This window comes from Winslowiella toletana (genome assembly GCF_032164335.1).
Classification (GTDB): Bacteria; Pseudomonadota; Gammaproteobacteria; order Enterobacterales; family Enterobacteriaceae; genus Erwinia; species Erwinia toletana_A.
The window spans coordinates 2,739,751-2,762,709 of sequence record NZ_CP134152.1 but is presented as its reverse complement, the minus strand read 5'-3'; the positions used below and the strand labels follow the sequence as shown (position 1 = coordinate 2,762,709).

At 52.5% G+C, this 22,959-nt stretch carries 20 protein-coding genes; 8 read left to right on the top strand and 12 right to left on the bottom strand.

The window, feature by feature from the left end; translation table 11 throughout:
• Positions 1–12: 12 nt before the first annotated feature.
• Entirely contained in the window at positions 13–1,083 is a 1,071-nt protein-coding gene (dadX, locus tag RIN69_RS12830; protein ID WP_313852235.1) for a catabolic alanine racemase DadX, read from the top strand.
• Positions 1,084–1,086: 3 nt separating this feature from the next.
• Here dadX and RIN69_RS12825 read toward each other — a convergent pair whose 3' ends face one another.
• From RIN69_RS12825 to RIN69_RS12810, 4 genes are all read right to left on the bottom strand, one after another.
• A complete protein-coding gene (locus RIN69_RS12825; protein WP_313852234.1) occupies positions 1,087–2,277 on the bottom strand; it encodes a multidrug effflux MFS transporter in 1,191 nt (396 codons plus the stop codon).
• 154 nt (positions 2,278–2,431) lie between these two features.
• Positions 2,432–3,127: a sugar transferase gene (locus RIN69_RS12820; protein ID WP_390902369.1), complete on the bottom strand. Its 696-nt coding sequence runs from the start codon at positions 3,125–3,127 to the stop codon at positions 2,432–2,434.
• 355 nt (positions 3,128–3,482) lie between these two features.
• Positions 3,483–3,716 carry a DUF1480 family protein gene (locus RIN69_RS12815; RefSeq protein WP_313852233.1) on the bottom strand — a complete coding sequence of 78 codons (234 nt, stop codon included), beginning with the start codon at positions 3,714–3,716 and terminating at the stop codon, positions 3,483–3,485.
• A gap of 76 nt (positions 3,717–3,792) precedes the next feature.
• Complete coding sequence (locus RIN69_RS12810) at positions 3,793–5,520, bottom strand: potassium/proton antiporter (RefSeq protein WP_313852232.1); 1,728 nt, start codon at positions 5,518–5,520, stop codon at positions 3,793–3,795.
• 476 nt (positions 5,521–5,996) lie between these two features.
• Here RIN69_RS12810 and RIN69_RS12805 point away from each other — a divergent pair, with 476 nt between their 5' ends.
• On the top strand, positions 5,997–6,941 hold the full coding sequence (locus tag RIN69_RS12805) for an omptin family outer membrane protease (RefSeq protein ID WP_313857736.1): 945 nt from the start codon (positions 5,997–5,999) through the stop codon (positions 6,939–6,941).
• A gap of 105 nt (positions 6,942–7,046) precedes the next feature.
• Here the strand turns inward: RIN69_RS12805 and RIN69_RS12800 are convergent, their stop codons facing one another.
• Both RIN69_RS12800 and yeaG read right to left on the bottom strand, forming a co-directional pair.
• Positions 7,047–8,327 carry a YeaH/YhbH family protein gene (locus tag RIN69_RS12800; RefSeq protein ID WP_313852231.1) on the bottom strand — a complete coding sequence of 427 codons (1,281 nt, stop codon included), beginning with the start codon at positions 8,325–8,327 and terminating at the stop codon, positions 7,047–7,049.
• Positions 8,328–8,419: 92 nt separating this feature from the next.
• A complete protein-coding gene (yeaG, locus tag RIN69_RS12795) occupies positions 8,420–10,354 on the bottom strand; it encodes a protein kinase YeaG (protein ID WP_313852230.1) in 1,935 nt (644 codons plus the stop codon).
• Between the two features lie 440 nt (positions 10,355–10,794).
• Between yeaG and RIN69_RS12790 the strand changes: the two genes are divergently transcribed.
• Together RIN69_RS12790 and RIN69_RS12785 are read left to right on the top strand one after the other, a co-directional pair.
• Positions 10,795–11,544, top strand: coding sequence for a MipA/OmpV family protein (locus RIN69_RS12790; protein ID WP_313852229.1), 750 nt, complete (start codon positions 10,795–10,797; stop codon positions 11,542–11,544).
• 81 nt (positions 11,545–11,625) lie between these two features.
• Positions 11,626–12,477, top strand: a complete 852-nt coding sequence (locus tag RIN69_RS12785; RefSeq protein WP_313852227.1) for an aldo/keto reductase — start codon at positions 11,626–11,628, stop codon at positions 12,475–12,477.
• A 34-nt stretch (positions 12,478–12,511) separates the two neighbouring features.
• On the opposite strand, the gene RIN69_RS12780 is transcribed toward RIN69_RS12785, so the two are convergent.
• Positions 12,512–13,390: a D-hexose-6-phosphate mutarotase gene (locus RIN69_RS12780; protein ID WP_313852226.1), complete on the bottom strand. Its 879-nt coding sequence runs from the start codon at positions 13,388–13,390 to the stop codon at positions 12,512–12,514.
• 81 nt (positions 13,391–13,471) lie between these two features.
• Positions 13,472–14,470, bottom strand: coding sequence for a glyceraldehyde-3-phosphate dehydrogenase (gene gapA, locus RIN69_RS12775; protein ID WP_313852225.1), 999 nt, complete (start codon positions 14,468–14,470; stop codon positions 13,472–13,474).
• A 342-nt stretch (positions 14,471–14,812) separates the two neighbouring features.
• Here gapA and msrB point away from each other — a divergent pair, with 342 nt between their 5' ends.
• Positions 14,813–15,223, top strand: a complete 411-nt coding sequence (gene msrB / locus RIN69_RS12770; RefSeq protein WP_313852224.1) for a peptide-methionine (R)-S-oxide reductase MsrB — start codon at positions 14,813–14,815, stop codon at positions 15,221–15,223.
• A 4-nt stretch (positions 15,224–15,227) separates the two neighbouring features.
• Complete coding sequence (locus tag RIN69_RS12765; protein WP_313852223.1) at positions 15,228–15,509, top strand: YeaC family protein; 282 nt, start codon at positions 15,228–15,230, stop codon at positions 15,507–15,509.
• Between the two features lie 35 nt (positions 15,510–15,544).
• On the opposite strand, the gene pncA is transcribed toward RIN69_RS12765, so the two are convergent.
• From pncA to sppA, 3 genes are all read right to left on the bottom strand, one after another.
• The gene (gene pncA, locus RIN69_RS12760; protein WP_313852222.1) at positions 15,545–16,153 is read right to left on the bottom strand and encodes a bifunctional nicotinamidase/pyrazinamidase; all 609 of its coding nucleotides are present in this window, start codon (positions 16,151–16,153) and stop codon (positions 15,545–15,547) included.
• Between the two features lie 18 nt (positions 16,154–16,171).
• Positions 16,172–17,185 carry an asparaginase gene (gene ansA / locus RIN69_RS12755; protein WP_313852221.1) on the bottom strand — a complete coding sequence of 338 codons (1,014 nt, stop codon included), beginning with the start codon at positions 17,183–17,185 and terminating at the stop codon, positions 16,172–16,174.
• A 133-nt stretch (positions 17,186–17,318) separates the two neighbouring features.
• Positions 17,319–19,175 (bottom strand): signal peptide peptidase SppA, encoded by a 1,857-nt coding sequence (gene sppA, locus RIN69_RS12750; protein WP_313852220.1) that lies wholly within the window; start codon positions 19,173–19,175, stop codon positions 17,319–17,321.
• A gap of 175 nt (positions 19,176–19,350) precedes the next feature.
• On the opposite strand from sppA, the gene RIN69_RS12745 reads away from it, so the two are divergent.
• Both RIN69_RS12745 and RIN69_RS12740 read left to right on the top strand, forming a co-directional pair.
• Complete coding sequence (locus RIN69_RS12745; RefSeq protein WP_313852219.1) at positions 19,351–19,902, top strand: NAD(P)H nitroreductase; 552 nt, start codon at positions 19,351–19,353, stop codon at positions 19,900–19,902.
• Positions 19,903–20,145: 243 nt separating this feature from the next.
• Positions 20,146–22,062, top strand: a complete 1,917-nt coding sequence (locus tag RIN69_RS12740) for a DNA topoisomerase III (RefSeq protein ID WP_313852218.1) — start codon at positions 20,146–20,148, stop codon at positions 22,060–22,062.
• Between the two features lie 54 nt (positions 22,063–22,116).
• Here RIN69_RS12740 and xthA read toward each other — a convergent pair whose 3' ends face one another.
• Positions 22,117–22,923, bottom strand: a complete 807-nt coding sequence (gene xthA / locus RIN69_RS12735; protein WP_313852216.1) for an exodeoxyribonuclease III — start codon at positions 22,921–22,923, stop codon at positions 22,117–22,119.
• Between the last annotated feature and the right edge of the window lie 36 nt (positions 22,924–22,959).

The following is a 22,959-nucleotide window of genomic DNA, read 5'->3' as shown; positions in this document are numbered from 1 at the left end:
CAAGGAGAGGTTATGTCACGTCCGATTGTCGCAACCATTCATACTGCCGCGTTGCGACAAAATCTGGCTATCGCTCGCCAGGCTGCAGCTGGCTCGCGCGTGTGGTCAGTGGTTAAAGCCAATGCCTATGGTCATGGTATCGATCGCGTCTGGCAAAGTTTGTCAGATACTGATGGTTTCGCGCTGCTTAATCTGGAAGAGGCGATCCTGCTGCGTGAGCGCGGCTGGAAGAAACCGATTCTGCTGCTGGAAGGATTTTTCCATCGCGATGAGCTGGAACTTATCGATCGCTACCGGCTGACGACCAGTGTCCACAGTAACTGGCAGATTAAGGCCATTGCTGAAGCGCAGCTGTCAGCGCCACTGGATATTTATGTCAAAATCAACAGTGGCATGAACCGGTTAGGCTTTCAGCCCGAAGTGGTGCATAACGTCTGGCAAAAGCTGCGCGCGTTGGACAACGTCGCGGAGATGACCTTAATGGCGCATTTTGCTGAGGCAGAGAAGCCGGACGGCATTATTGCGCCGATGCAGCGCGTTGAGCGGGCGGCTGAAGGGCTGAACTGCCGACGCTCGCTGGCCAACTCGGCGGCGACGATGTGGCATCCTGAAAGTCATTTTGACTGGGTGCGCCCCGGTATTATTCTGTATGGCGCATCGCCGAGCGGCCAGTGGCAGGATATTGCCGGCAGCGGTTTGCAACCGGCAATGAGCCTCAGCAGCGAAATTATCGGCATTCAGAATTTGCAGGCGGGTGATGGCGTCGGTTACGGCAGCCGCTATCGGGCATCCGATGTGCAGCGTATTGGGGTGGTTGCCTGCGGTTATGCCGATGGCTATCCGCGTCATGCTCCGACCGGCACACCGGTGGTGGTGGATGGTGTGCGGACGCAGACGCTGGGCGCAGTGTCGATGGATATGATTATGGTCGATCTGACGCCATGTCAACAGGCCGGAATTGGCAGCAAGGTGGAACTGTGGGGCAACGCGGTGAAAATCGATGAGGTCGCCAGTGCTGCCGGCACCGTGGGCTATGAGCTGATGTGCGCGCTCGCCCCACGGGTACCGGTAGTGATGGGATAATGATCAGAGCGCGGTGATTCGGCCGCGCACTGTTTTACTGCAACGCCATGCAATGAAACTTAATATCGCACCTGTCAGCATCATCAGCGCCAGCGCGCTTTTCTCACCCAGTGGTATCGACATCATCAGTAAGCCGGCTGATGAGCCGCCGGCCATCTGAATAAAGCCAGCCAGTGCTGAAGCGACCCCCGCCTGTTGCTGATAGGGTTCCAGTGCATAGCTGGTCGCCGGGCCAACGGTAAAGGCAAGGCCCGCGACAGATACCGCAACCGGTAGCATATACATCGCCCAGTTGGTCTGCCAGGCGTCGGGTAATAACACCACACCGCCGTACATCATCAGCGCACCGAGCAGCATTGCCAGGCTACCGATCGCCAGACATACCGGACGGCCAACCTTACGGATCATTTTATTCACCACAACGCTGACCAGCATAATCCAGAAGCCATTAGTTCCAAAGGCGATGGAGAATTGCAGCGCGCTGAGATGACCTTCGGTCATCAGCACCTGCGGTGCCAGTGAAACATAGGTCAGTACCATGCCCAGTGCACCAGCGTTAGCGAAGGCAAACGCCAAAAAACGCGGTTGTTTCAGAATTTGCCAGTATTGACGCAGCGGCAGGCCTTTTACCGGCTGGGTATCAGCAGGGCGGGTTTCTGGCAGGAAGAACACCACAATCACACCAATAAACAGCGCATAGCTGGTAAGGAACCAGAAGGGCGCACGCCAGCCAAAGGCATCGGCCAGAAAGCCACCGAGCATGGGTGCCAGAGCCGGAACAATATTCAGCGCGCCGTTAAGAAAACCATAAGCCCGCGCCGCCTCTTCGCCGTCCAGACGGTCACGCACGCCGCTGAATGCTACCACTGCGGTACAGCAGACCGCGATACCCTGAATCAGACGAGCGCTAAGGAACATTGGCCAGTTGATTGCCATTGCACCGAGGATACTGCCAGCGATATACAGCAGCAGGCCAATAATCGCGATCGGCTTACGCCCGAAGTTATCAACCAGGGGACCGGCAACAATCTGACCCAGCCCCATCACCAGCAAAAACAGTGGAATGGTGGTCTGAATATTACTGACCGGGGTGTCTAAACCTTCGGCAATTTGTGGCAGAGTTGGCAGATAAAGATCGATGCCAAGAGGAGCCAGCAGAACCAGACTCAGCAGCAGCAGAGTGTATTTTTGCATATAAGAGGGCGCGCAATCCGATAAAAAACAAGCCGCACAGGGTAGAGCTAACGCAGCGAAAAGAAAAGGGAAAATTACAGAAAGGTGGGGAATAAGCAGTGATAGTAATGCGTATTGCAATAACGCGCATTACTATCACCGGGCCAGCGGTTGATCAGTGTGATTTACCACTCAATAGCTGCCCCGCGGCTTTGAACAGGATGCGGCTGTCCGACCACAACGTCCAGCTGTTGACGTACAATGCATCGTAATAGGCACGGGTGCTGTAATCTTTACCCTGACGCCCTTCAGCCTGCCACAATCCGGTGATCCCCGGCTTCGCCGCCAGGTAATAACCGGCGTGGGTGTTATAGCGTTCCAGCTCTACCGCCATCAGAGGACGCGGACCCACCAGACTCATCTCACCGCGCAGTACATTCCACAGCTGCGGCAGTTTATCGAGGCTGGTGCTGCGCAGGAACTTGCCGTCAGCGGTGACGCGTGGATCCTGCTCCAGCTTAAAATCATCTTCCCAGTCCAGCTGCGCTTGCTCACTGGTGGCAAGTAATTGGGTCAGGCGCTCATCGGCATTGACCACCATGGTGCGGAACTTGTAGCAGGTAAAGGTTTTGCCATTCTGTCCCACGCGCTGGTGGCCATAAATGGCTTTACCGCCATCGCGCGATGCCATCCACCAGAGTATTAATAGCGCTGGCGTAAGAAACAGCAGCAGGAGTGAGGCGAAAACAACATCGAAAGCGCGTTTCATAAACTGTGAGGGGCGACGTGAAAAAAGGTGGCGACCACTCATCAACATCTCCTGCTGGTCGTATAGACGCCGCGTGCGGGAGATGGCTTTCATGTCTTCCATAGATAGTTGCTCTCTTATAACAAGTAGTGGGTTATCCTGAACGCGCGCCAGGTCCGGGCAACGAACGATATTTGTTAATAACCTATCTGCTTTTAGTATTCAGGGTGAGCAATGCTACACCAGCATAATTTAACCAGGAGTGATTTAACGCTTTAAGCTTTCTGGTAACGCGAACGATTATGCAGTACAAATTGGAATTAGTTAATAGGGCAATAGTCTGAAAATAAATAAAACTTATCTTAGAAAATACCGATTAAAGAATGTTCCGATAATTCAGGTTATTGAAATAATCACAGAAAATTTAATGTTTCAGAAAAATCGCTGCCGCATTAAACAACAGGCGGCAGCGAGAAGATCAGGCAGGTTTTTTCAGAATCCAGTGGTTGAGTTGCTTATCATAATGCGCGAGATCAAGATCGACCGGATTGCCGTCAATCCACGCGGGAACGCTGGTTTCGGTATCCCAACCGTCCAGTTGGTAACTGAGACCGGGATTAGTGCTGCAGGGAATACTGATGGTATCGAGGTTTTCAGTATCCATTTCTGCATCAATAATCTCGTAGCGACCAATTTTGAGTACATGACCCATATTATTCTCCCTCCGGAAAGACGTGAACAGTAAGCGTAGTCGCTCCGCTTAGGAAATCGAGGTGTCTGCGCTCAGATTATTCCTTATCTTCAGCGACGCGTACGCCAATTTTAACGACCTGATTATCCAGCTTCTCTGCCACCGTCCACACCAGCGATTTCCATTCCACCTGATCGCCGACCACTGGCGCACCCCCAATCATGCCGAGAATTAAATGCCCCAGCGTTTGTTGATCGTCAATATCTTCATCCAGCTCAAGACCATATATCTGCGAGATATCGCGTAAGCGGGCATCAGCTTCGAGTATGAAATCACCAAAGAAGCGCTGATCAAGAGAGACCGGAGGCGACTGGCTGAACAGTTTGCCAAGTGCTGGCAGGTCCCGTTCACGACCAATCACACAGAGCACATCGCCCACTTTTAGCCGGGTGTTGCCCGTTGGATGCAGCAGCAGATTGTCACGAAATAGGGCGGCAATTCGTGTTTCACGCGGCATATGCAGATCGCGGAGCGCCGCGCCGACACACCACTTATCGGCGCTTAGCTGATAAACAAACTGTTCCCAGGGATTTTCCGGATGAATATCGAGGCCGACCCGGCTAATTGGTGCGCCGGTCGGCGGCACCACTACCCGCGCTTTACGTGCGGCGTAACCGAGAGAGGTGCCCTGTAGCATCAGTGACACCAGCACGACAAAGAAGGCAATATTAAAGAACAACCGGGCGTTTTCCAGCCCGGCCATCATCGGAAATACCGCCAGAATAATCGGTACCGCTCCGCGCAGGCCGACCCAACTGATAAAAAAGCGTTCGCGAATATTAAAGCCGCGAAACGGCATCAGGCCGATCAGAATCGACAGCGGACGCGCCACCAGAATCAGCCACAATGACAGGATCATCGCCGGCAGGGCGATATGCCACAGATCCGATGGCGTCACCAGCAGTCCAAGCACCAGGAACATGCCGATCTGACTGAGCCAGGCCATCCCGTCGAAAGTTTGCAGAATACCGTGGCGGTTACGGATAGGGCGGTTGCCGAGGACAAAACCGCACAGATAAACCGCCAGGATACCGCTGCCTTCCAGTACGGTGGTCAGGGCAAAGACCAGGATGCCGCCACTGAGCGCCAGCAGCGGGTAGAGACCGTGAGCGAGGGAAATGCGATTGATCAATTGCTGAACCGCCCAGCCACCGCCCAGTCCTAATACAATACCGAGGCCAAATTGCTGCACCAGATGCACCACAAACATCCAGCTCAGGCCGCTTTGCCCCTGCTGAATCATTTCGATCAGCGTGATAGTAAGAAATACCGCCATCGGGTCATTACTGCCGGATTCAATCTCCAGCGTCGCGCTGACGCGCTCATTCAGTCCCTTGCCGCCCAACAGCGAAAACACCGCTGCCGCATCGGTTGAGCCAATAATCGCTCCGACCAGAAAGCCCTGCATCAGATCGAGCTTAAACAGCCAGGCGGCTACCATGCCGGTTAAGCCCGCGGTAATCAGCACGCCAACGGTAGCCAGCGACAGGGCCGGTCCTAAAGCGACTTTAAATGAGCTGGCCTGGGTACGTACGCCGCCGTCCAGCAAGATTATCGCCAGCGCAAGGTTAGAGATCAGGTAAGCCGCAGGATAGTTATCAAAAGCAATGCCGCCGATACCGTCAATGCCGGCCAGCATACCGAGGGCGAGGAAGATCACCAGAATCGGGATGCCGAGCCGCGAGGAAAAGGAACTTAGCAGGATGCTTGATGCGACCAGCACGGAACCGATGATAAACAGACTATAGATCGCGCTGGCTTCCAATGGGCGGGTCTCCTGCAGTAGTGGGTATTTTTACAGTGTGTAAAAGGCCGTGGTAAATGTCAAAAGCAATTCTGAAGAATAAAATAGACGATGTTGGCATCGGGCAAATGACCGTCAGTGCGTTCATTTTACGGTTTAATTGACGGATTGATCGCTGGATCTCTGGCAAACTTGCCGCGATGGCGTGCTGAGTAGCAGCAATGTGCAATCAAACCGGCATTCACAATTGTGGGAAGTAGGGTTAATGAGTATATAAAGAAAGGACGTTAATAATTATATGCAATATATTACCGTGTGAATACTAACTCAAAAAAGCACGATTAATTATTGTTTAATCCCAATATCTTTCGGGTTATATCGTGCAGAATTTATATTAACCAAAGCTAAACGCCTTTTTATTAGTTATTGACGCGTTATCTTGTTTCGAAGATAAAGTAGCGAATAATTAACAATCTATTAATAAAGAGAGTGGGATGATGCGATACAAGCTTTTGGTTGTGACGCTTTCCGCGCCGGTGGCCTTTGCTGCGGTAGCTGACAGTGCTAAGGATATTTTTACGCCAGGCAACGTGAGTGGGGAAATAGCTTTAGGCACGCTGAGTGGTAAAACTAAAGAACGTGTTTATGAACCCGATGAAGGGGGTCGCAAGGTAAGCCAGCTTAACTGGAAATACAATAATGCGGCAATTGTTAAAGGCTCGCTGGACTGGGATGTAATGCCGTGGGTGTCGGTCGGCGCTTCAGGCTGGACCACTATTGCCAGCCGCGGCGGTTACATGGATGACACTGACTGGGTAGATGAAAATCAGGACGGCTGGACGGATCAAAGTAAGCATCCGAATACGCGCTTAAACTATGCCAATCAGTTCGATCTCAACGTTAAAGGATGGTTGTTAAACGAACCGACTTACCGTCTTGGCGTAATGGCGGGTTATCAGGAGAGCCGTTACAGCTTTAACTCTACCGGCGGTTCCTATAATTATACAGACGAAGACACGGGATTACCGGATATTGGGGATTTCCCGGCCGGTGCAACGGTAATCGGCTATAAGCAGCGCTTTAAAATGCCGTATATTGGCCTTGTCGGTGTCTATCGCTATGAGCGTTACGAATTCGGCGGTGCTGTTAAATACAGTGGATGGGTGCGCTCATCTGACAATGATGAGCACTATAATACCGGCACTACCTTTAAGTCGCAGGTTAATAACCAGAATTATTATTCTGTTGCTGCGAACGCCGGATATTATCTGACCCCCAACGCAAAGATTTATGTAGAAGGGGTCTGGAACCGTATTACAAATAAGAAAGGCAATACAAGCATTAACAATTCCGCAGAGGGGATCAGCGAAAGCATTACGAATGCCAGCGGTATAGAAAACTATAATTTTATGACGACAGTTGGCCTGAAATACGCTTTCTGAGTTTGCCGGATAGATGGAAAACAGGGAAGCCGCTTTCGGCTTCCCTTCGGCGGGGATGCAGACTCAGGCGCCGGCGGCGAGAATGCCGGTATCTGAATCTGCCAGTCAGTAACTCTCTTCAGCCTGTTTGTGAAACAGCTCACGAAATACCGGATAAATATCTTCCGGCTCACGGATATGCTGGATGGCAAAATTGCCGAACTGGGCTTGCAAATGCTCGTATTCCCGCCATAGCGTCTGATGCGCCCGGCGGGTGATTTCAATGTAGGTATAGTAGCGCACCACCGGCAGAATATTCTTCGCCAGAATTTCATGGCACAGCGGCGAATCATCTGCCCAGTTATCGCCATCGGACGCCTGCGCAGCGTAGATATTCCACTGCGTTGGGTCATAACGTTCTTTCACCACCTCATCCATCAGTTTCAGCGCGCTGGAAACGATGGTGCCACCGGTCTCCTGCGAATAGAAGAACTCCTGCTCGTCGACTTCTTTCGCCTGGGTATGATGGCGGATATAGACCACTTCGACATTCTTATACGTCCGGCTCAGGAACAGATAGAGCAGAATATAAAAACGCTTGGCCATATCTTTGGTCGCCTGATCCATCGAACCGGAAACATCCATCAGACAAAACATTACGGCCTGGCTGGACGGCTCAGGACGCTTCTCAAAGTTTTTGTAGCGCAGGTCAAAGGTGTCAATAAACGGCACTCTGGCGATACGCGCGCGTAGCTCGGCAATCTCTTTACGCAGCCGTTCCTCTTCCAGTAACTGGACAGGTTCCGCTTTTTCAACGTCTGCCAGCGCTGTTTCCAGTTCACCGAGCATCCGGCGTTTTCCGGCGGTCATAGCCGTGCGTCGCGCCAGCGAATTTTGCAACGAGCGTACGACGCTGATATTTGCCGGCACGCCGTTGGCGGTGTAACCGGCACGATGAGTTTTGTATTCATTCAGCTGACGATGCTGATTTTTTCGCAGGTTTGGCAGGGCAAGATCTTCAAATAACAGGTCAAGATATTCATCTTTCGAAATCTGAAAAACAAACTCATCCTGACCTTCACCGTCCTGGCTGGCATTACCCTGGCCGCTGCCGGAACCTCCGCCGCCACCTTGTGGACGCTCAACGCGGTCATTCTGCACAAAATGGTCGTTACCGGGATGAACGCGATGGCGATGACCGCCGCGTCCCTGATGGAAAATCGGTTCGTTGATGTCATCCACCGGAATAGAAACCGATTCACCACTTTCAACGTCGGTAACCGAACGCTTATTGATGGCCTCGGAGATCGACTGCTTGATTTGCGACTTGTAACGACGTAAGAAGCGCTGACGATTCACCGCGCTCTTATTTTTGCCGTTAAGTCGCCGATCGATAAAATAGGCCATAGGTCCCCCAAACAACTTTGCAAGCAGGTCGGGCGAACCCGACCTTTCCGATTTCACATCCTTGCGTGTTCTGAGCTCACATGACAGTCAGGTTAAGACGATTTACGCACCCGTAGATACCATTCGCACAGCAGGCGCACCTGCTTACGGGTATAACCTTTTTCCATCATACGGTCGACGAAGTCATCGTGCTTCTTCTGTTCATCCGTGGATGTCTTGGCGTTAAAGGAAATAACCGGTAACAGCTCCTCGGTATTAGAGAACATTTTCTTCTCAATAACCGTGCGCAGTTTCTCGTAGCTGGTCCAGTTTGGATTCCGGCCGTTATTATGCGCCCGGGCGCGCAGCACAAAGTTGACGATTTCGTTACGGAAGTCTTTCGGGTTACTGATACCGGCAGGCTTCTCAATTTTTTCCAGCTCCGCGTTCAGTGATTCGCGATCGAACAGCTGACCGGTATCCGGGTCGCGATACTCCTGATCCTGAATCCAGAAGTCAGCATAGGTAACGTAACGATCAAAAATATTCTGCCCGTACTCTGAGTAAGACTCGAGATAGGCGGTCTGTATCTCTTTACCGATAAATTCAGCGTACTTAGGAATCAAATAGCCTTTCAGATGCTCAAGGTATTTCTCCGCCTGATCCTGTGGGAACTGCTCGCGCTCAATCTGCTGCTCCAGTACGTAAAACAGATGCACCGGGTTAGCCGCCACTTCGGCGTGGTCAAAGTTAAACACCCGCGACAGGATCTTAAAGGCGAAACGTGTCGACAGGCCATTCATCCCCTCATCAACCCCGGCGTAATCACGATATTCCTGATACGACTTGGCTTTTGGATCGGTATCTTTCAGACTTTCGCCATCATAGACGCGCATTTTTGAGTAAGTACTGGAGTTTTCTGGCTCTTTCAAACGCGACAGGATCGAGAAACGCGAGAGGGTTTCCAGCGTGCCTGGTGCGCAAGGAGCATGGGTCAGCTCACTGTGGTTCAGTAACTTCTGATAAATTTTGATCTCTTCAGAGACCCGCAGGCAGTAAGGCACTTTGACAATATAAACACGGTCAAGGAACGCCTCATTATTTTTATTGTTGCGGAACTGTACCCACTCGGATTCGTTGGAGTGCGCCAGGATAATACCGTTAAACGGCAGGGCAGAGATGCCTTCGGTACCGTTGTAGTTACCTTCCTGCGTGGCGGTCAGTAACGGATGCAGCACTTTGATCGGCGCCTTGAACATCTCGACGAATTCCATGATGCCCTGGTTAGCACGGCACAGCGCGCCGGAGTAGCCATAAGCATCAGGATCGTTTTGCGCATGGTTTTCCAGTTTACGGATATCCACTTTACCAACCAGCGCTGAAATATCCTGGTTGTTCTCATCACCCGGCTCGGTTTTAGCAATTGCCAGCTGCTCAAGAATTGATGGCCAGACTTTTACCACTTTAAAGCGGGTGATATCACCGCCGAAATCGTGCAGCCGTTTTGCCGCCCATGGCGACATAATGGTGCCAAGATAACGACGCGGCACGCCATACTCTTTCTCCAGAATATTGGCGTCTTCCTGCGGATTAAACAGACACAGCGGGTGATCGTTGACCGGGCTGCGTTCGCCGTCTGCGCTCAGCACATAGATAGGCACGCGCTGCATCAGCGATTTTAACCGCTCGGCCAGAGATGATTTACCGCCACCTACCGGGCCCAGCAGGTAGAGAATCTGTTTCTTCTCTTCCAGCCCTTGCGCAGCATGTTTCAGATAAGAGACGATCTGTTCAATCGCTTCCTCCATCCCATAGAACTCTTCGAACGCCGGATAACGTGCGACGACACGATTGGAAAACAGGCGGGAAAGGCGTGGCTCAAGAGCAGTATCTACCATTACCGGCTCACCGATAGCCATTAATAGTCTTTCTGCCGCGTTGGCGTATGCACTGCGATCTTGCTTACAGGTGACAAGAAATTCCTGCAGTGTGAACTCTTCGTCCTTGGCAGCTTCATAGCGCTGACGATAGTGATCGAATATATTCATAGCGATGCCCGTCCTTTCGTTTTTAGCACAGGTAAAAGGAGCGTAATAGAAGAACTGGTTGCTCCCGGAAAATATTCTTTACTGAGTACAGCAACCCTTATGCCAACCTGACTTTTTTTATCGGCGTACATAATTATTGTGGTTACTTTTCCCGCACAAACTTAAGCCTTATGTTCACTGTAGATGGCATTGAAAAAAATTTCCTCAGCCGCATGCCATTTTTGATGAGATTTCAATAACAAAGTCACAAATCTTCTAAGCGAAACCCCTCGTCTGATGCGGCCTCAGGGCAATTTGTAAATAAGCGATATCAATCTTTAAGCACTTCTGGCGGATTAAATTGATTCTGAGTGCTGCTAAATATGTAAATTTCTCAACAGCGGCTCACACAATGGTTACACTTAGAGACCTGATTGTTATATTTATGGAACGAATAAATTGTGAACCATTTCAAAGTTAGCGCGCTTGCTGTTCTTTTACCTTGTTGTTTTACGGCTTTCTCCGCGTCAGCTGCGCCACTGACCCTGGGAGCGTCGGTACTCTACTCTGAAAGCCCTTACCGCAGTGGTCAGGACCGTTACTATCCGGTGCCGATCATTAACTACGAAGGAGAAAGCTTCTATTTCCGTAGTCTGCAGGCCGGTTACTATCTGTGGAAAGACCAGCAGGATCAGCTGTCATTGACCGTGCTTGGCTCACCTCAAAACTTTGATCCGGATGACGTCGATGACGGCGATATGAAAGAGCTGAACAAACGCCGCATGACGCTGATGGCCGGTGTTGCTTATCGTCACACCGCCGACTGGGGTACGGTTCGTACCACGCTGGTGGGCGATGTGCTGAACAACAGCAACGGTATTATCTGGGATCTCACCTATCTCTATCCGTTCCAGTTTGGCGACCTGCGCGTCACTCCGGGTATTGGTGCACTGTGGAACAGCTCGAATCAGAACCAGTACTATTACGGTGTGTCCAGCGGCGAATCTGCACGTAGCGGAATCGATCGTTATGATGCCGATGACAGCTGGAGCCCATACGTTGAGCTGAGCTTTGATTACAAAATCAATCAGAACTGGCGTGCTAACCTGGTCGGTCGCTATACCCGCCTGGGCGATGACATTAAAGACAGCCCAATGGTTGATACCAATTCTCAGGCGCTGGTCTGGACCGGTCTTAGCTATACCTTTTAACTAAAAATCATGCACTACACTGGGGCGCTTTGCGCCCCTTTGCACTTTTTGAGTGCTCGTTATTGGTGCAGGGAGGATGTTATGCGGCGTACAGTGACTTTTTCCGATGCCATTACTTTACCGGCCATCGGCCAGGGCAGCTGGTATATGGGTGAAGACCCGCATCAGCGTCAGCAAGAGGTCGCAGCGTTACAGGCCGGGCTGGAATGTGGCCTGACGCTGATTGATACCGCCGAGATGTATGCTGATGGCGGTGCCGAGCAGGTAGTGGGGGAGGCATTAGCTGGACGGCGTGATACCGCCTGGCTGGTCTCCAAGGTCTATCCGTGGAATGCGGGCGAAATTGATGCAGCAGAAGCCTGTGAGCGCAGCCTGCGCCGTCTGAAAACGGATTATCTCGATCTCTATTTGCTGCACTGGCGCGGTAATATTCCGCTGGAAGAGACGCTACGCGCGATGGAAAATTTGCAGCGGCAGGGCAAAATTCGCCACTGGGGCGTATCCAATTTTGACAGCGAAGATATGCATGAGCTGTGGCAAGAGCCGGGCGGAGAAGCCTGTGTAACGAACCAGGTACTGTATCATCTGGCATCGCGTGGTATTGAATATGACTTGTTACCCGAGTGTCAGCAGCGTCAGATGCCGGTGATGGCATATTGTCCGCTGGCACAAGCCGGCCGCTTACGTCACGCGCTAATGGATAATCCAATCCTGAATGACATTGCACAACAAAAGCGCATCAGTGTCGCTCAGTTGCTGCTGGCATGGGTTATCCGCAATGACGGGGTGATGGCGATTCCAAAAGCCAGTTCGGTGGCTCACGTTCGGGAAAATGCTGCGGCGTTAGAGGTGACGCTGACCCGCGAGGATCTGGCCGCGATTAATCTGCAATTCCCGCCGCCAGCAGTAAAAATGCCGCTCGACGTGGTGTAAGGTAATAAGGCGACGGTGAGTCGCCCCTGAATCATCAACTCTTTTTTCGCACCCGCAGGGTGGTGGCAAGGCGCGCAGGTTGCTCACAGGCACTCTTCATCGGCTTGCTGATATGGGCAGTCTCGACGCAAACAAACTTTTTATAACCGTCATTAGCCATATCGGCCATGCTGCAGGAAAGTTCTGCACCCGGATTCCACGTGACAACGTCACTATGATAGTGATGGTACACTTCAATAAAGCGATCGCCTGCTTTGTCGGCTATCACGCTGCAATCTTCAGGCTGGTTATAAATGCGGTCAACGCGGCCGGCATAGCGCTGTTTACCGTTGTCAGCATGTCCGCTCACGCCGTCAGCCACCTTATCGATAAAGCTGTTACCCAGCCCGCTGACTTCAACGTCGGCGATATCCGCGACGGCAAAGTAGCTGTGCAGCGCGGCAGTGGCCTGATAATCACCGTGAGCCTCCAGCTCAATCTCACAGCGTTCGCCGAAGCGGAAGCGGGCAAACAGGGTGAAATCATGCGGCCAGAGCTTTTTCGTCTGCTCGTTGCTTTCCAGCACCAGCGTCAGCATCGCGCTGTTTTCATTCTCGTCATGGGCAGACAGCGTCCACGGGAGATTACGTGCAAAACCGTGCGCGGGTTCACCGGCCGGGCCAAACCACGGCCAGCAGATTGGCACTCCGCCGCGAATCGCTTTGCCGGCAGTAAACGGGGTTTTATCGCTCAGCCAGATCACTGGCTTCTCACCGCTCGGTTGCCAGGCAATCAGTTGTGCGCCCTGCAAGGTTACGGCGGCACGCACCTTCGGATGACTGATCACAATCACCGGCAGGTCGCCAATCTGGCGTTGGGAAAGATAAGGCGTGATTTGGTTAATAACCGGAAGCGAAAAGAGTTTCTCGTTCATGATGAACCCTATTTTATGCAGATACTGACGATAAAAAAGGGCGACCGTAGTCGCCCTCTGTAATCAGCTTTTCAGCATCGCTTATTTTTTAGCGATGTGAGCAACCAGATCCAGTACTTTGTTTGAGTAACCAGTTTCGTTATCGTACCAAGAAACCAGTTTCACAAAAGTGTCGCTCAGAGCAATACCAGCCTTCGCATCAAAGATGGAAGTCAGGGTTTCGCCGTTGAAATCGGTAGAAACCACTTCATCTTCGGTGTAGCCCAGAACGCCTTTCATTTCGCCTTCAGCAGCGGCTTTGATTGCTTCACAAATTTCTTTGTAAGAAGCAGGCTTAGCCAGACGTGCAGTCAGGTCAACTACAGAAACGTTAGGCGTTGGAACACGGAACGCCATGCCGGTCAGTTTGCCGTTCAGCTCAGGAATCACTTTACCTACTGCTTTAGCTGCGCCAGTAGAAGAAGGGATGATGTTCTGAGATGCGCCGCGGCCGCCGCGCCAGTCTTTGTGAGACGGGCCGTCAACGGTTTTCTGCGTTGCGGTAGTCGCGTGAACGGTGGTCATCAGTGCTTCAACGATACCAAATTTGTCGTTGATTACTTTAGCCAGCGGTGCCAGGCAGTTAGTGGTACAAGATGCGTTAGAAACGATATCCTGGCCAGCATAAGAAGCATGGTTCACGCCCATTACGAACATTGGGGTGTCATCTTTAGAAGGACCAGTCAGCACAACTTTTTTCGCGCCAGCTTCGATGTGTTTACGAGCAGTTTCGTCGGTCAGGAAGATACCGGTTGCTTCAGCAACAACATCAACACCTGCTTCGTTCCACTTCAGATTAGCCGGATCGCGCTCAGCGGTAACACGGATGGTTTTGCCGTTAACAACCAGATGGCCGTCTTTGACTTCCACGGTGCCTTTGAAACGGCCGTGAGTTGAGTCATATTTCAGCATGTAAGCCATGTACTCTGCGTCTAACAGATCGTTGATTGCAACGATTTCAACGTCAGAACGTTCCTGAGCAGCACGGAAAACAATGCGACCGATGCGGCCAAAACCGTTGATACCTACTTTGATAGTCATATATTCCACCAGCTCGTTGTTAGTGAATAAAAGGTTGGCTGTAAAATTACAAAAACCTTACCAGGCGTCAAGCGGAATCGTGTCAATTGTTGCGACAAATCAATCCTTCGAGCAGGAATTATTCATCCTAAAACACACTCCGTGACGACAGATAACGTTACACATTGGGGCTGACAGCCCGAATATAAAGGGGTGAAGGTGCCAAAGGGTGATCCGTATCACAATTTTTAGTGCGACTTGAATTGTAACGGGCAGAGGCACGAAAAATTCACCTGTACTTGTTAAGTGTTTGTTAGAATACTAGCTGATTTTTCCAGAATAACACTGCCAGAGACTATCATTATGGCTAAAGATTTTAACAGACTTACACCTGAAACCGAGCTGAACGAAATGCAGCGCTATGTGACGCAACAGCGGGGTACTGAACCGCCGTTCTCCGGCGCGCTGTTGCATAACAAAAGTGATGGCATTTATCACTGTCTGGTATGCAGCGCACCGCTGTTTCTCTCCGAAACCAAATATGACTCCGGCTGTGGCTGGCCAAGCTTTTATCAGCCCTACAGCGATGAGGCGATCCGTTATATCGAAGATAACTCACACGGTATGCAGCGCATCGAAATTCGTTGCGGCAGCTGCGATGCGCACCTCGGTCATGTGTTTCCGGATGGCCCGCAACCCAGCGGCGAGCGCTACTGTGTTAATTCTGCCTCACTGAGTTTTACCGATGATGACGGCAAGCAAACCAAAGGGTGAGCTGATGCAAAAAGATCTGAATGAGATGATTGCGGCGATGACGCCAGACGTTTACCAGCGGCTGGTAACTGCCGTTGAACTGGGTAAGTGGGCAGATGGCGTGGCGCTGACTGCGGAGCAGAAAGAGAACTGCCTGCAACTGGTGCTGCTGTGGCAGGCGAAGAATAACCACCAGCCGCAGCATATGAGCATCGGACCGGATGGACAGATCGTCACCAAAACCAAGCAGCAGTTGAAAGAAGAGTTTGGTATCAGCCCTGACACCACGCGAATCACTCTGCAGTAAAGCTGACAGCGGGCTGATTTATTCAGCCCGTTGATTTAACTGATAATGGCACCCGCGGCGGCCATTTCTGCCAGCGCATGGTCACTGTCTTCTGCCGCCAGATTAACGCCGCGACAGCCTGCGCGTACCACCTCGACCTGATAACCGAGCGTCAGCGCATCCAGCACGCTGAATTTAACACAGTAGTCAGTGGCCAGCCCGAGGATCACCAGTGAGGTGATGCCGCGGCTTTTCAGCCAGTTATCCAGTTCGGTTTTGCACCGGTGACCGTTATCGAAAAAGGCGCTGTAGCTGTCCGTTAAGGCGTCCTGGCCTTTATAAAACACCGCCTCAATCACCGACGTGTCGAGCGCCGCATGAAACTGTGCGCCGTGGCTGTGCTGGATACAGTGATCCGGCCACCAGATTTGCTGCAGGCCGTTAAGCTCACCAACGGTATGCTGTGGCTGACCCGCTACTGAAGCAAAGCTACCGTGGTTGGCAGGATGCCAGTCCTGTGAGGCGACAACCGCTTCGCCACGCTGATAAAACGCTGCCGCCAGCTGGTTCGCCACGGCGATAGTGGCATCACCGTCATTGACCGCCAGCGCGCCGCCAGGGCAGAAATCATTTTGCAAATCGATCAGCAGTAAAGCGCGTTTCATCAGGCATCCTTAATGGTTTCAGTTTGGGGTAAGTTCACCGCGCAGATTGCTCTGCATCAGCTGGCGCACTTCGTCAGTGGAGAAGTTCTGGCTCAGCAGAAAGTGCAGTTTGGTCAGTGCCGCTTCCACCGTCAGATCGAAGCCGCTAATCACGCCGGCGTGAGCCAGCGCATTGCCGGTGGCGTAGCCGCCCATATTCACCTTTCCGGACATGCATTGCGTCAGGTTGACCACCACAATACCGCGTGCCGCCGCATCTTTCAGTTCGTTGATGAATTCAGCATTTTGTGGCGCATTACCGACGCCGTAGGAGCGCAGAATCAGCGCTTTTACCGGCTGACGCAGGAAGTTACGCACCACTTCGGCGGAAATTCCCGGATAGATGGTAACGACGCCAATCGGCTGCGGTGAAGTCGGGTGAACAATTAATTCACCTTCACCTTGCGGGGTGGATGGGGTATTCAGGCGACGAATATGAATGCCGGCTTCCAGCAGCGGTGCCAGGTTAGGCGAATCGAAGGCATTAAAGCCATCGGCATGTGCTTTGGTAGTGCGGTTGCCGCGAAACAGGGTGTTATTAAAAAATAGCGTCACTTCATTAATCGGATAATTAGCGGCAACAAACAACGCGTTCAGCAAGTTTTGCTGGCCATCAGATCGCAGTTCTGCCAGCGGAATCTGTGACCCTGTCACAATGACCGGCTTCGCCAGATTTTCCAGCATAAATGACAGTGCTGAGGCGGTGAATGCCATCGTATCTGTGCCATGCAAAATAACGAAGCCGTCATAGGAATGGTAATTTTTCTGAATGTCGTCCGCAATCGATTGCCAGTCTTCCGGCGTCATATCGGAAGAGTCCATCAGCGGCTGATATTCATGGATGGTAAAGTCAGGCATTTCCGGGCGGTGAAACTCAGGCATGTTCGCCAGCTGAGTTTGCAGATGGCCGGAAACCGGAATGTAGCCGTGCTCAGAGCGTTGCATACCGATGGTGCCACCGGTGTAGGCTACATAAATTGATTTTTTTTGCATTATAAACGGACTCAACAACTTGCCATAAAGGACAACAGTATATTACTTCAGTGCAACGGCGAAAATGCCGCTGCACTGGCGGGGGTCTCAGAAACGGAATACGGGAGCGATTAATGCCCCCGTAACAGAGAGATTAACGTACGTCGCCGCAGGTCAGGCAAAGTGCGTAACGGTTTTGCGGATCGTTCATCTCATCGAACAGCCCAGGCTGTTTTTTCAAGTCTGCCACCACATCAGCCATTGGCGCTGGCAGCCAGGCTTTCAGCATGCCAGGCAACGAGGCGCGAACAGAGACGTCGAACTGGCTCAGCAGCGCATCAAACAGCGTCGGCTGATCTTGTGACCAGATCAGCTGATAATCTTTCAGCTTCGCCAGTTCGGCGGCTTTTGCGACCGCATCATCGAAGTCACCCAGTTCATCGACCAGACCATTCGCTTTAGCATCGCTACCGGTCCAGACGTGGCCTTGCGCGATCTGATCGATCTGCTCAGGGGTTTTATGGCGGGACTTCGCTACCAGGTCGATGAAATTCTTATAGCCGTTTTCGATAGTCAGCTGCATCAACTGCTGAACTTCCGGCGGCAGCGCCTTCGTTAAGGCAACATCGGCCAGTGGGGAGGTGGCCACGCCGTCGGTATGCACGCCAATCGCGCCCAGCGAGTTTTCCACGGTATTGATAACGCCAAAGATGCCGATAGAGCCGGTCAGCGTACTTGGGCTGGCGATAATATAGTTGGCAGGCGTTGAGATCCAGTAGCCACCGGAAGCGGCCATGCCACCCATCGACACCACTACCGGCTTACCGGCTTCACGTGCGGCGGCCAGCTCTTCGCGGATCACTTCCGACGCTGACACGCTGCCGCCAGGGCTGTTAACGCGCAGAATAATCGCTTTGATTTTTGCATCCAGACGCGCGTCGCGAATCTGCTTCGCGGTGGTATCGCCACCAACCTGACCCGGCGTTTCTTCTCCATCCATAATCGCGCCATTTGCCACTATTACCGCGATATTGCCATTCTGATTGCTGTTATCGTTTAACGGATAATCATAGATACTGATGTTATTGTATTGATTATCCTGTTTATTCAGGCCGAAGATTTTCACCAACTGCTGATCAACCAGCGCGCGTGATGCCAGTTCATCGACCAGTTTGTTGTCTTTGGCATACTGTGCAGTATCGCCGCCAACTTTCTGCAGGCCATCCAGCACGCCTTGCGCACCGGGGAACAGCTGTTGTGTCGTAAGCTGACGGTTGGCGGCAATGGTCTCAAGGTAGTTATTCCACAGTTCACCGATCCAGCGGCTGTCGGCATCGCGCGCGGCAGGGGACATATCGTCGCGCAGGAACGGTTCTACCGCCGACTTATAGGTGCCGACGCGGAAGACATGCGAGGTAACCTTCAGCTTCTCCAGCAGCGTCTTATAGTAGAGGCTGTTAGTGGCGAAACCGTGCAGATCTACATTACCCTGCGAGGAGAGCCAGACTTTATTGGCAAAGCTGGCGAGATAATATTGCGCCTGGCTGTAGCTGTCGCCAGTGGCATAAATCGGTTTGCCACTGTCGCGGAATTCACGCAGTGCTTTGCCGATATAGTGCAGAGAAGGCTGGTCGGCACCGGCGAAATCGCGCAGTTCCAGAACCATACCGGTAATGTTGTTATCATCTTTTGCCTGACGAATGGCGTTTACTACATCGAACAGCGAATTCTCTTTCAGCCGGTCGCTGCTGGCACCCAGTAGCTGGCGGCCAATTTTGCTCAGTCGGTTACTGACCGAAGGCTGATCGACCACTACGCCGGTTAGATCGACTTTTAATGCGCCGCGCGGCACTTCAGCTGGCGCGTTGGCGCTGTTGATCTGGAAATAAATGCCAACGCAAATAAGGATCAAAAAAATCAGGAACAGGTTAAGAATGAACTCACGCATAAAGTTCATTACTCGCCATGTCCATTTAAAAATACCAGCGATAATTCGCCACAAAGTGCGCATGTCATCTCCATATTCGCAGAGTAATAGCCCGGAAGCCTTAGCTCCCGGAGGATGAGCTCATCCTAAAGAGCGCCAGCCCAATTGTCAGCAGGAAAAAGCACTATGCTGTAACAAAAGGTCAGCCTGTGTTAGTTTGCTGGCAAAAGTAAATGCAACTCATTATCAGGAGGCATTCATGGATGCACTGGATTTATTGGTCAATCGTCGTTCTGCATCACGCCTGGCCGAGCCCGCTCCGGCCGGTGAAGCGCTGGAAAATATTCTGCGCGCCGGTATGCGCGCGCCTGACCACGGTACGCTGCAGCCGTGGCGTTTTATCGTGATTGAAAATGAAGGGCGCGATCGTTTCAGTGCACTGCTGGAGCAAGCGGCGCGCCATGATCATATGGAGCAAAAAGCGATTGATAAAGCGCAGCAGGCGCCGTTCCGTGCGCCGATGATCATCACGGTGGTGGCCCATTGCGAAGACCATCCAAAAGTACCGCGCTGGGAACAACTGGTTTCTGCTGGCTGTGCAGTAATGGCGATGCAGATGGCCGCGGCGGCGCAGGGATTCAATGGTATCTGGCGTAGTGGTGCCTGGACCGAACATGCTGCGGTGCGCGACGCTTTCCACTGCCGTGAGCAGGATGCGATTGTCGGCTTCCTCTATCTTGGCACCCCGCAGCTGAAATCTTCCACCACGGTTCTTCCTCCTGACACCGCACCCTTTGTCAGTTATTTCTGAGTGACTTTTTCCACCGCAGCATGCAGGGTTGTCAGCAACCCTGTTTTCGTCGGCTTAATGAGCGAATAAACCACCAACGGTGAAGACGGGCTTATCACCGTTGGCTGAACACGCTAACATAGCGGCGGTAATGCGACGATGGAGTAAACCTAATGGAATACCTGGCTGACGAGCGGCTACGGATGTGCAGCAAACATGCATTGACTGAGATGAAACCGTGAAGCAAAAGGTTAAAGCGAAATAATGCGCCTGTTTATTGCCGAAAAACCGAGTCTGGCGAGGGCGATAGCCGATGTGCTGCCGAAACCCCATCGTCGTGGCGATGGCTTTATCGCCTGTGGTAACGATCAGGTGGTCACCTGGTGTGTTGGTCACCTGCTGGAGCAGGCACAGCCCGACAGCTACAACAGCCGCTATGCGCGCTGGTCGCTGGCCGATCTGCCGATTGTGCCGGACAAGTGGCAGTTGCAGCCACGTCCTTCCGTTGCCAAACAGCTTAATGTGATTAAAGGCCTGCTGGCGAAAGCCAGCGAAGTCATCCATGCCGGTGACCCGGATCGTGAAGGGCAGTTGCTGGTGGATGAAGTGCTGGATTATCTGGCACTGCCTGCCGAAAAGCGCGAGAAAGTGCAGCGTTGCCTGATAAACGATCTTAACCCGCAAGCGGTAGAGCGGGCGGTCAGCCGCCTGCGCGAAAACCGTGAATTTATTCCGCTGTGCGTTTCTGCACTGGCACGGGCGCGTGCAGACTGGTTGTACGGCATCAATATGACGCGAGCATACACCCTGCTGGGGCGTAACGCCGGTTACGATGGCGTGCTGTCGGTGGGCAGGGTGCAGACACCGGTGCTTGGGCTGGTGGTCCGCCGTGATGAAGAGATTGAAAACTTCGTTGCCAAAGATTTCTTTGAAGTTAAAGCGCATATCGTGACGCCAAAAGATGAGCGCTTTGTCGCCCTGTGGCAACCGAGCGACTCCTGTGAGCCTTACCAGGACGAAGAGGGGCGTTTGCTGCATCGGCAATTAGCGGAGCATGTGGTAGCGCGTATCGGCGGACAGCCTGCGATTGTCACCCAGTATAATGACAAGCGTGAAAATGATACGGCGCCGCTACCGTTCTCACTTTCCAGTTTACAGATTGAGGCTGCGCGCCGCTTCGGCCTGAGCGCACAAACGGTGCTCGATACCTGTCAGCGACTGTATGAAACCCATAAGCTGATCACCTATCCGCGTTCTGACAGCCGCTATTTGCCGGATGAGCATTTCGCGGGTCGCCATGCGGTACTCAACGCCATCAGCGTGCATCAGCCGGATTTAACCCCGCCAGCGGATTTCGATACTGACAGAAAAAATCGCTGCTGGGACGATAAAAAGGTCGACGCTCACCACGCAATCATTCCCACCGCGCGCAGCAGCCAGACGCGCCTGAGTGAAAACGAAGCCAATATTTATGGGCTGGTTGCCCGCCAGTATCTGATGCAGTTTTGCCCGGATGCGGTTTATCGCAAATGCGTAATTGATCTCGATATTGCTGGCGGTAAATTTGTGGCTAAAGCACGTTTCCTTGCCGAAGCGGGCTGGCGTGCGCTGCTTGGCAGTAAAGAGCGTGACGAAGAGAACGACGGTACGCCGCTGCCGGTGGTAAAAAAGGATGATGAGCTGCTGTGTGAACGCGGTGAAGTGGTGGAGAAGCAGACGCAGCCGCCGCGCCCGTTTACCGATGCCACCTTGTTGTCGGCAATGACCGGAATTGCACGCTTTGTGCAGGATAAAGATCTGAAGAAGATATTGCGTGCTACCGACGGCCTGGGGACTGAAGCGACGCGTGCCGGTATCATCGAATTACTGTTCCGCCGCACTTTCCTGTACAAAAAAGGGCGCTATATTCACTCGAGTGAGGCGGGGCGTGCGCTGATTCACTCACTGCCGGAGATGGCGGCGCGGCCGGATATGACAGCACAGTGGGAATCCACGCTGACTAAAATCAGTGAAAAGCAGTGTCGTTATCAGGACTTTATGCATCCGCTGGTGGAGACGTTGTACAGCCTGATTCATCAGGCGCGTCAGCAGCCAGCCGCCCATGCATTTCGCGGATTGCCCGCCGCGAGCAGCAGCAAAAAGCCGCCGCGTAAAAAGACGAAAGCTAAGGCCGCCGGCTAATCACAGCATCAGGACATTCCCGCTGACCGCCTCTGGCGCTCAGCGGGAGGGCTGTCAGAGGCGGAATTCTGCCCAGATTGGCGCATGGTCAGAAGGTTTTTCCATGCTGCGGATATCGTAATCGATGCCGGTGGCGACGCAGCGCTCTGCCAGTGGTTTGCTCGCCAGCACCAAATCGATACGCAGACCGCGATTATCGTCAAATCCTTTCGAGCGGTAGTCAAACCACGAGAAACGATCATTCAGCTGGGGGTTTTGTGCCCGCCAGGTATCCACCAGGCCCCAGTTCATCAGGCGATCCATCCATTCGCGCTCTTCCGGCAGGAACGAGCACTTGCCGGTGCGCAGCCAGCGCTTACGATTCTCTTCGCCGATGCCGATATCCAGATCGCTAGAGCTGATATTCATATCGCCCATGATTACCACCGGATTTTCCGGCTGCAGGCTCTGCTCAAGATAATCCTGCAGATCGCGATAGAACTTATCTTTGGCCGGGAATTTGGTCGGATGGTCGCGGCTTTCTCCCTGCGGGAAGTAACCGTTAATCACCGTCAGGTTGCCGATCGGCGTTGCCAGCTCCGCCATGATCAACCGGCGCTGTGACTCTTCATCGTCGCCCGGAAAGCCACGGCGCACGGAAATCGGTTGCGCTTTGGTCAGCAGTGCCACGCCATAATGGCCTTTCTGGCCGTGATAGAAGACGTGATAGCCAAGTTTACTGACCTCTTCCAGCGGGAACATATCATCGTGAACTTTGGTTTCCTGCAAACCAATAACGTCGGGTTGATGCTGCTCGATAATCGCTGCAAGCTGATGTGGGCGGGCGCGCAGCCCATTGATATTAAAGGAAACGAATTTCATTTCAGTTGCCATTTCGCGAGGAAAAAGATGGCCGGA

What these genes read in the sequence shown, in the direction of transcription:
- pncA (WP_313852222.1), bottom strand. Translation starts at nt 16,153, where the DNA reads ATGAAACGCGCTTTACTGCTGATCGATTTGCAAAATGATTTCTGCCCT.
- sppA (WP_313852220.1), bottom strand. Translation starts at nt 19,175, where the DNA reads ATGCGCACTTTGTGGCGAATTATCGCTGGTATTTTTAAATGGACATGG.
- RIN69_RS12780 (WP_313852226.1), bottom strand. Translation starts at nt 13,390, where the DNA reads ATGAACGAGAAACTCTTTTCGCTTCCGGTTATTAACCAAATCACGCCT.
- yeaG (WP_313852230.1), bottom strand. Translation starts at nt 10,354, where the DNA reads ATGAATATATTCGATCACTATCGTCAGCGCTATGAAGCTGCCAAGGAC.
- msrB (WP_313852224.1), top strand. Translation starts at nt 14,813, where the DNA reads ATGGCTAAAGATTTTAACAGACTTACACCTGAAACCGAGCTGAACGAA.
- RIN69_RS12745 (WP_313852219.1), top strand. Translation starts at nt 19,351, where the DNA reads ATGGATGCACTGGATTTATTGGTCAATCGTCGTTCTGCATCACGCCTG.
- RIN69_RS12820 (WP_390902369.1), bottom strand. Translation starts at nt 3,127, where the DNA reads ATGGAAGACATGAAAGCCATCTCCCGCACGCGGCGTCTATACGACCAG.
- gapA (WP_313852225.1), bottom strand. Translation starts at nt 14,470, where the DNA reads ATGACTATCAAAGTAGGTATCAACGGTTTTGGCCGCATCGGTCGCATT.
- xthA (WP_313852216.1), bottom strand. Translation starts at nt 22,923, where the DNA reads ATGAAATTCGTTTCCTTTAATATCAATGGGCTGCGCGCCCGCCCACAT.
- RIN69_RS12815 (WP_313852233.1), bottom strand. Translation starts at nt 3,716, where the DNA reads ATGGGTCATGTACTCAAAATTGGTCGCTACGAGATTATTGATGCAGAA.
- RIN69_RS12800 (WP_313852231.1), bottom strand. Translation starts at nt 8,327, where the DNA reads ATGGCCTATTTTATCGATCGGCGACTTAACGGCAAAAATAAGAGCGCG.
- RIN69_RS12785 (WP_313852227.1), top strand. Translation starts at nt 11,626, where the DNA reads ATGCGGCGTACAGTGACTTTTTCCGATGCCATTACTTTACCGGCCATC.
- RIN69_RS12740 (WP_313852218.1), top strand. Translation starts at nt 20,146, where the DNA reads ATGCGCCTGTTTATTGCCGAAAAACCGAGTCTGGCGAGGGCGATAGCC.
- ansA (WP_313852221.1), bottom strand. Translation starts at nt 17,185, where the DNA reads ATGCAAAAAAAATCAATTTATGTAGCCTACACCGGTGGCACCATCGGT.
- dadX (WP_313852235.1), top strand. Translation starts at nt 13, where the DNA reads ATGTCACGTCCGATTGTCGCAACCATTCATACTGCCGCGTTGCGACAA.
- RIN69_RS12805 (WP_313857736.1), top strand. Translation starts at nt 5,997, where the DNA reads ATGCGATACAAGCTTTTGGTTGTGACGCTTTCCGCGCCGGTGGCCTTT.
- RIN69_RS12825 (WP_313852234.1), bottom strand. Translation starts at nt 2,277, where the DNA reads ATGCAAAAATACACTCTGCTGCTGCTGAGTCTGGTTCTGCTGGCTCCT.
- RIN69_RS12765 (WP_313852223.1), top strand. Translation starts at nt 15,228, where the DNA reads ATGCAAAAAGATCTGAATGAGATGATTGCGGCGATGACGCCAGACGTT.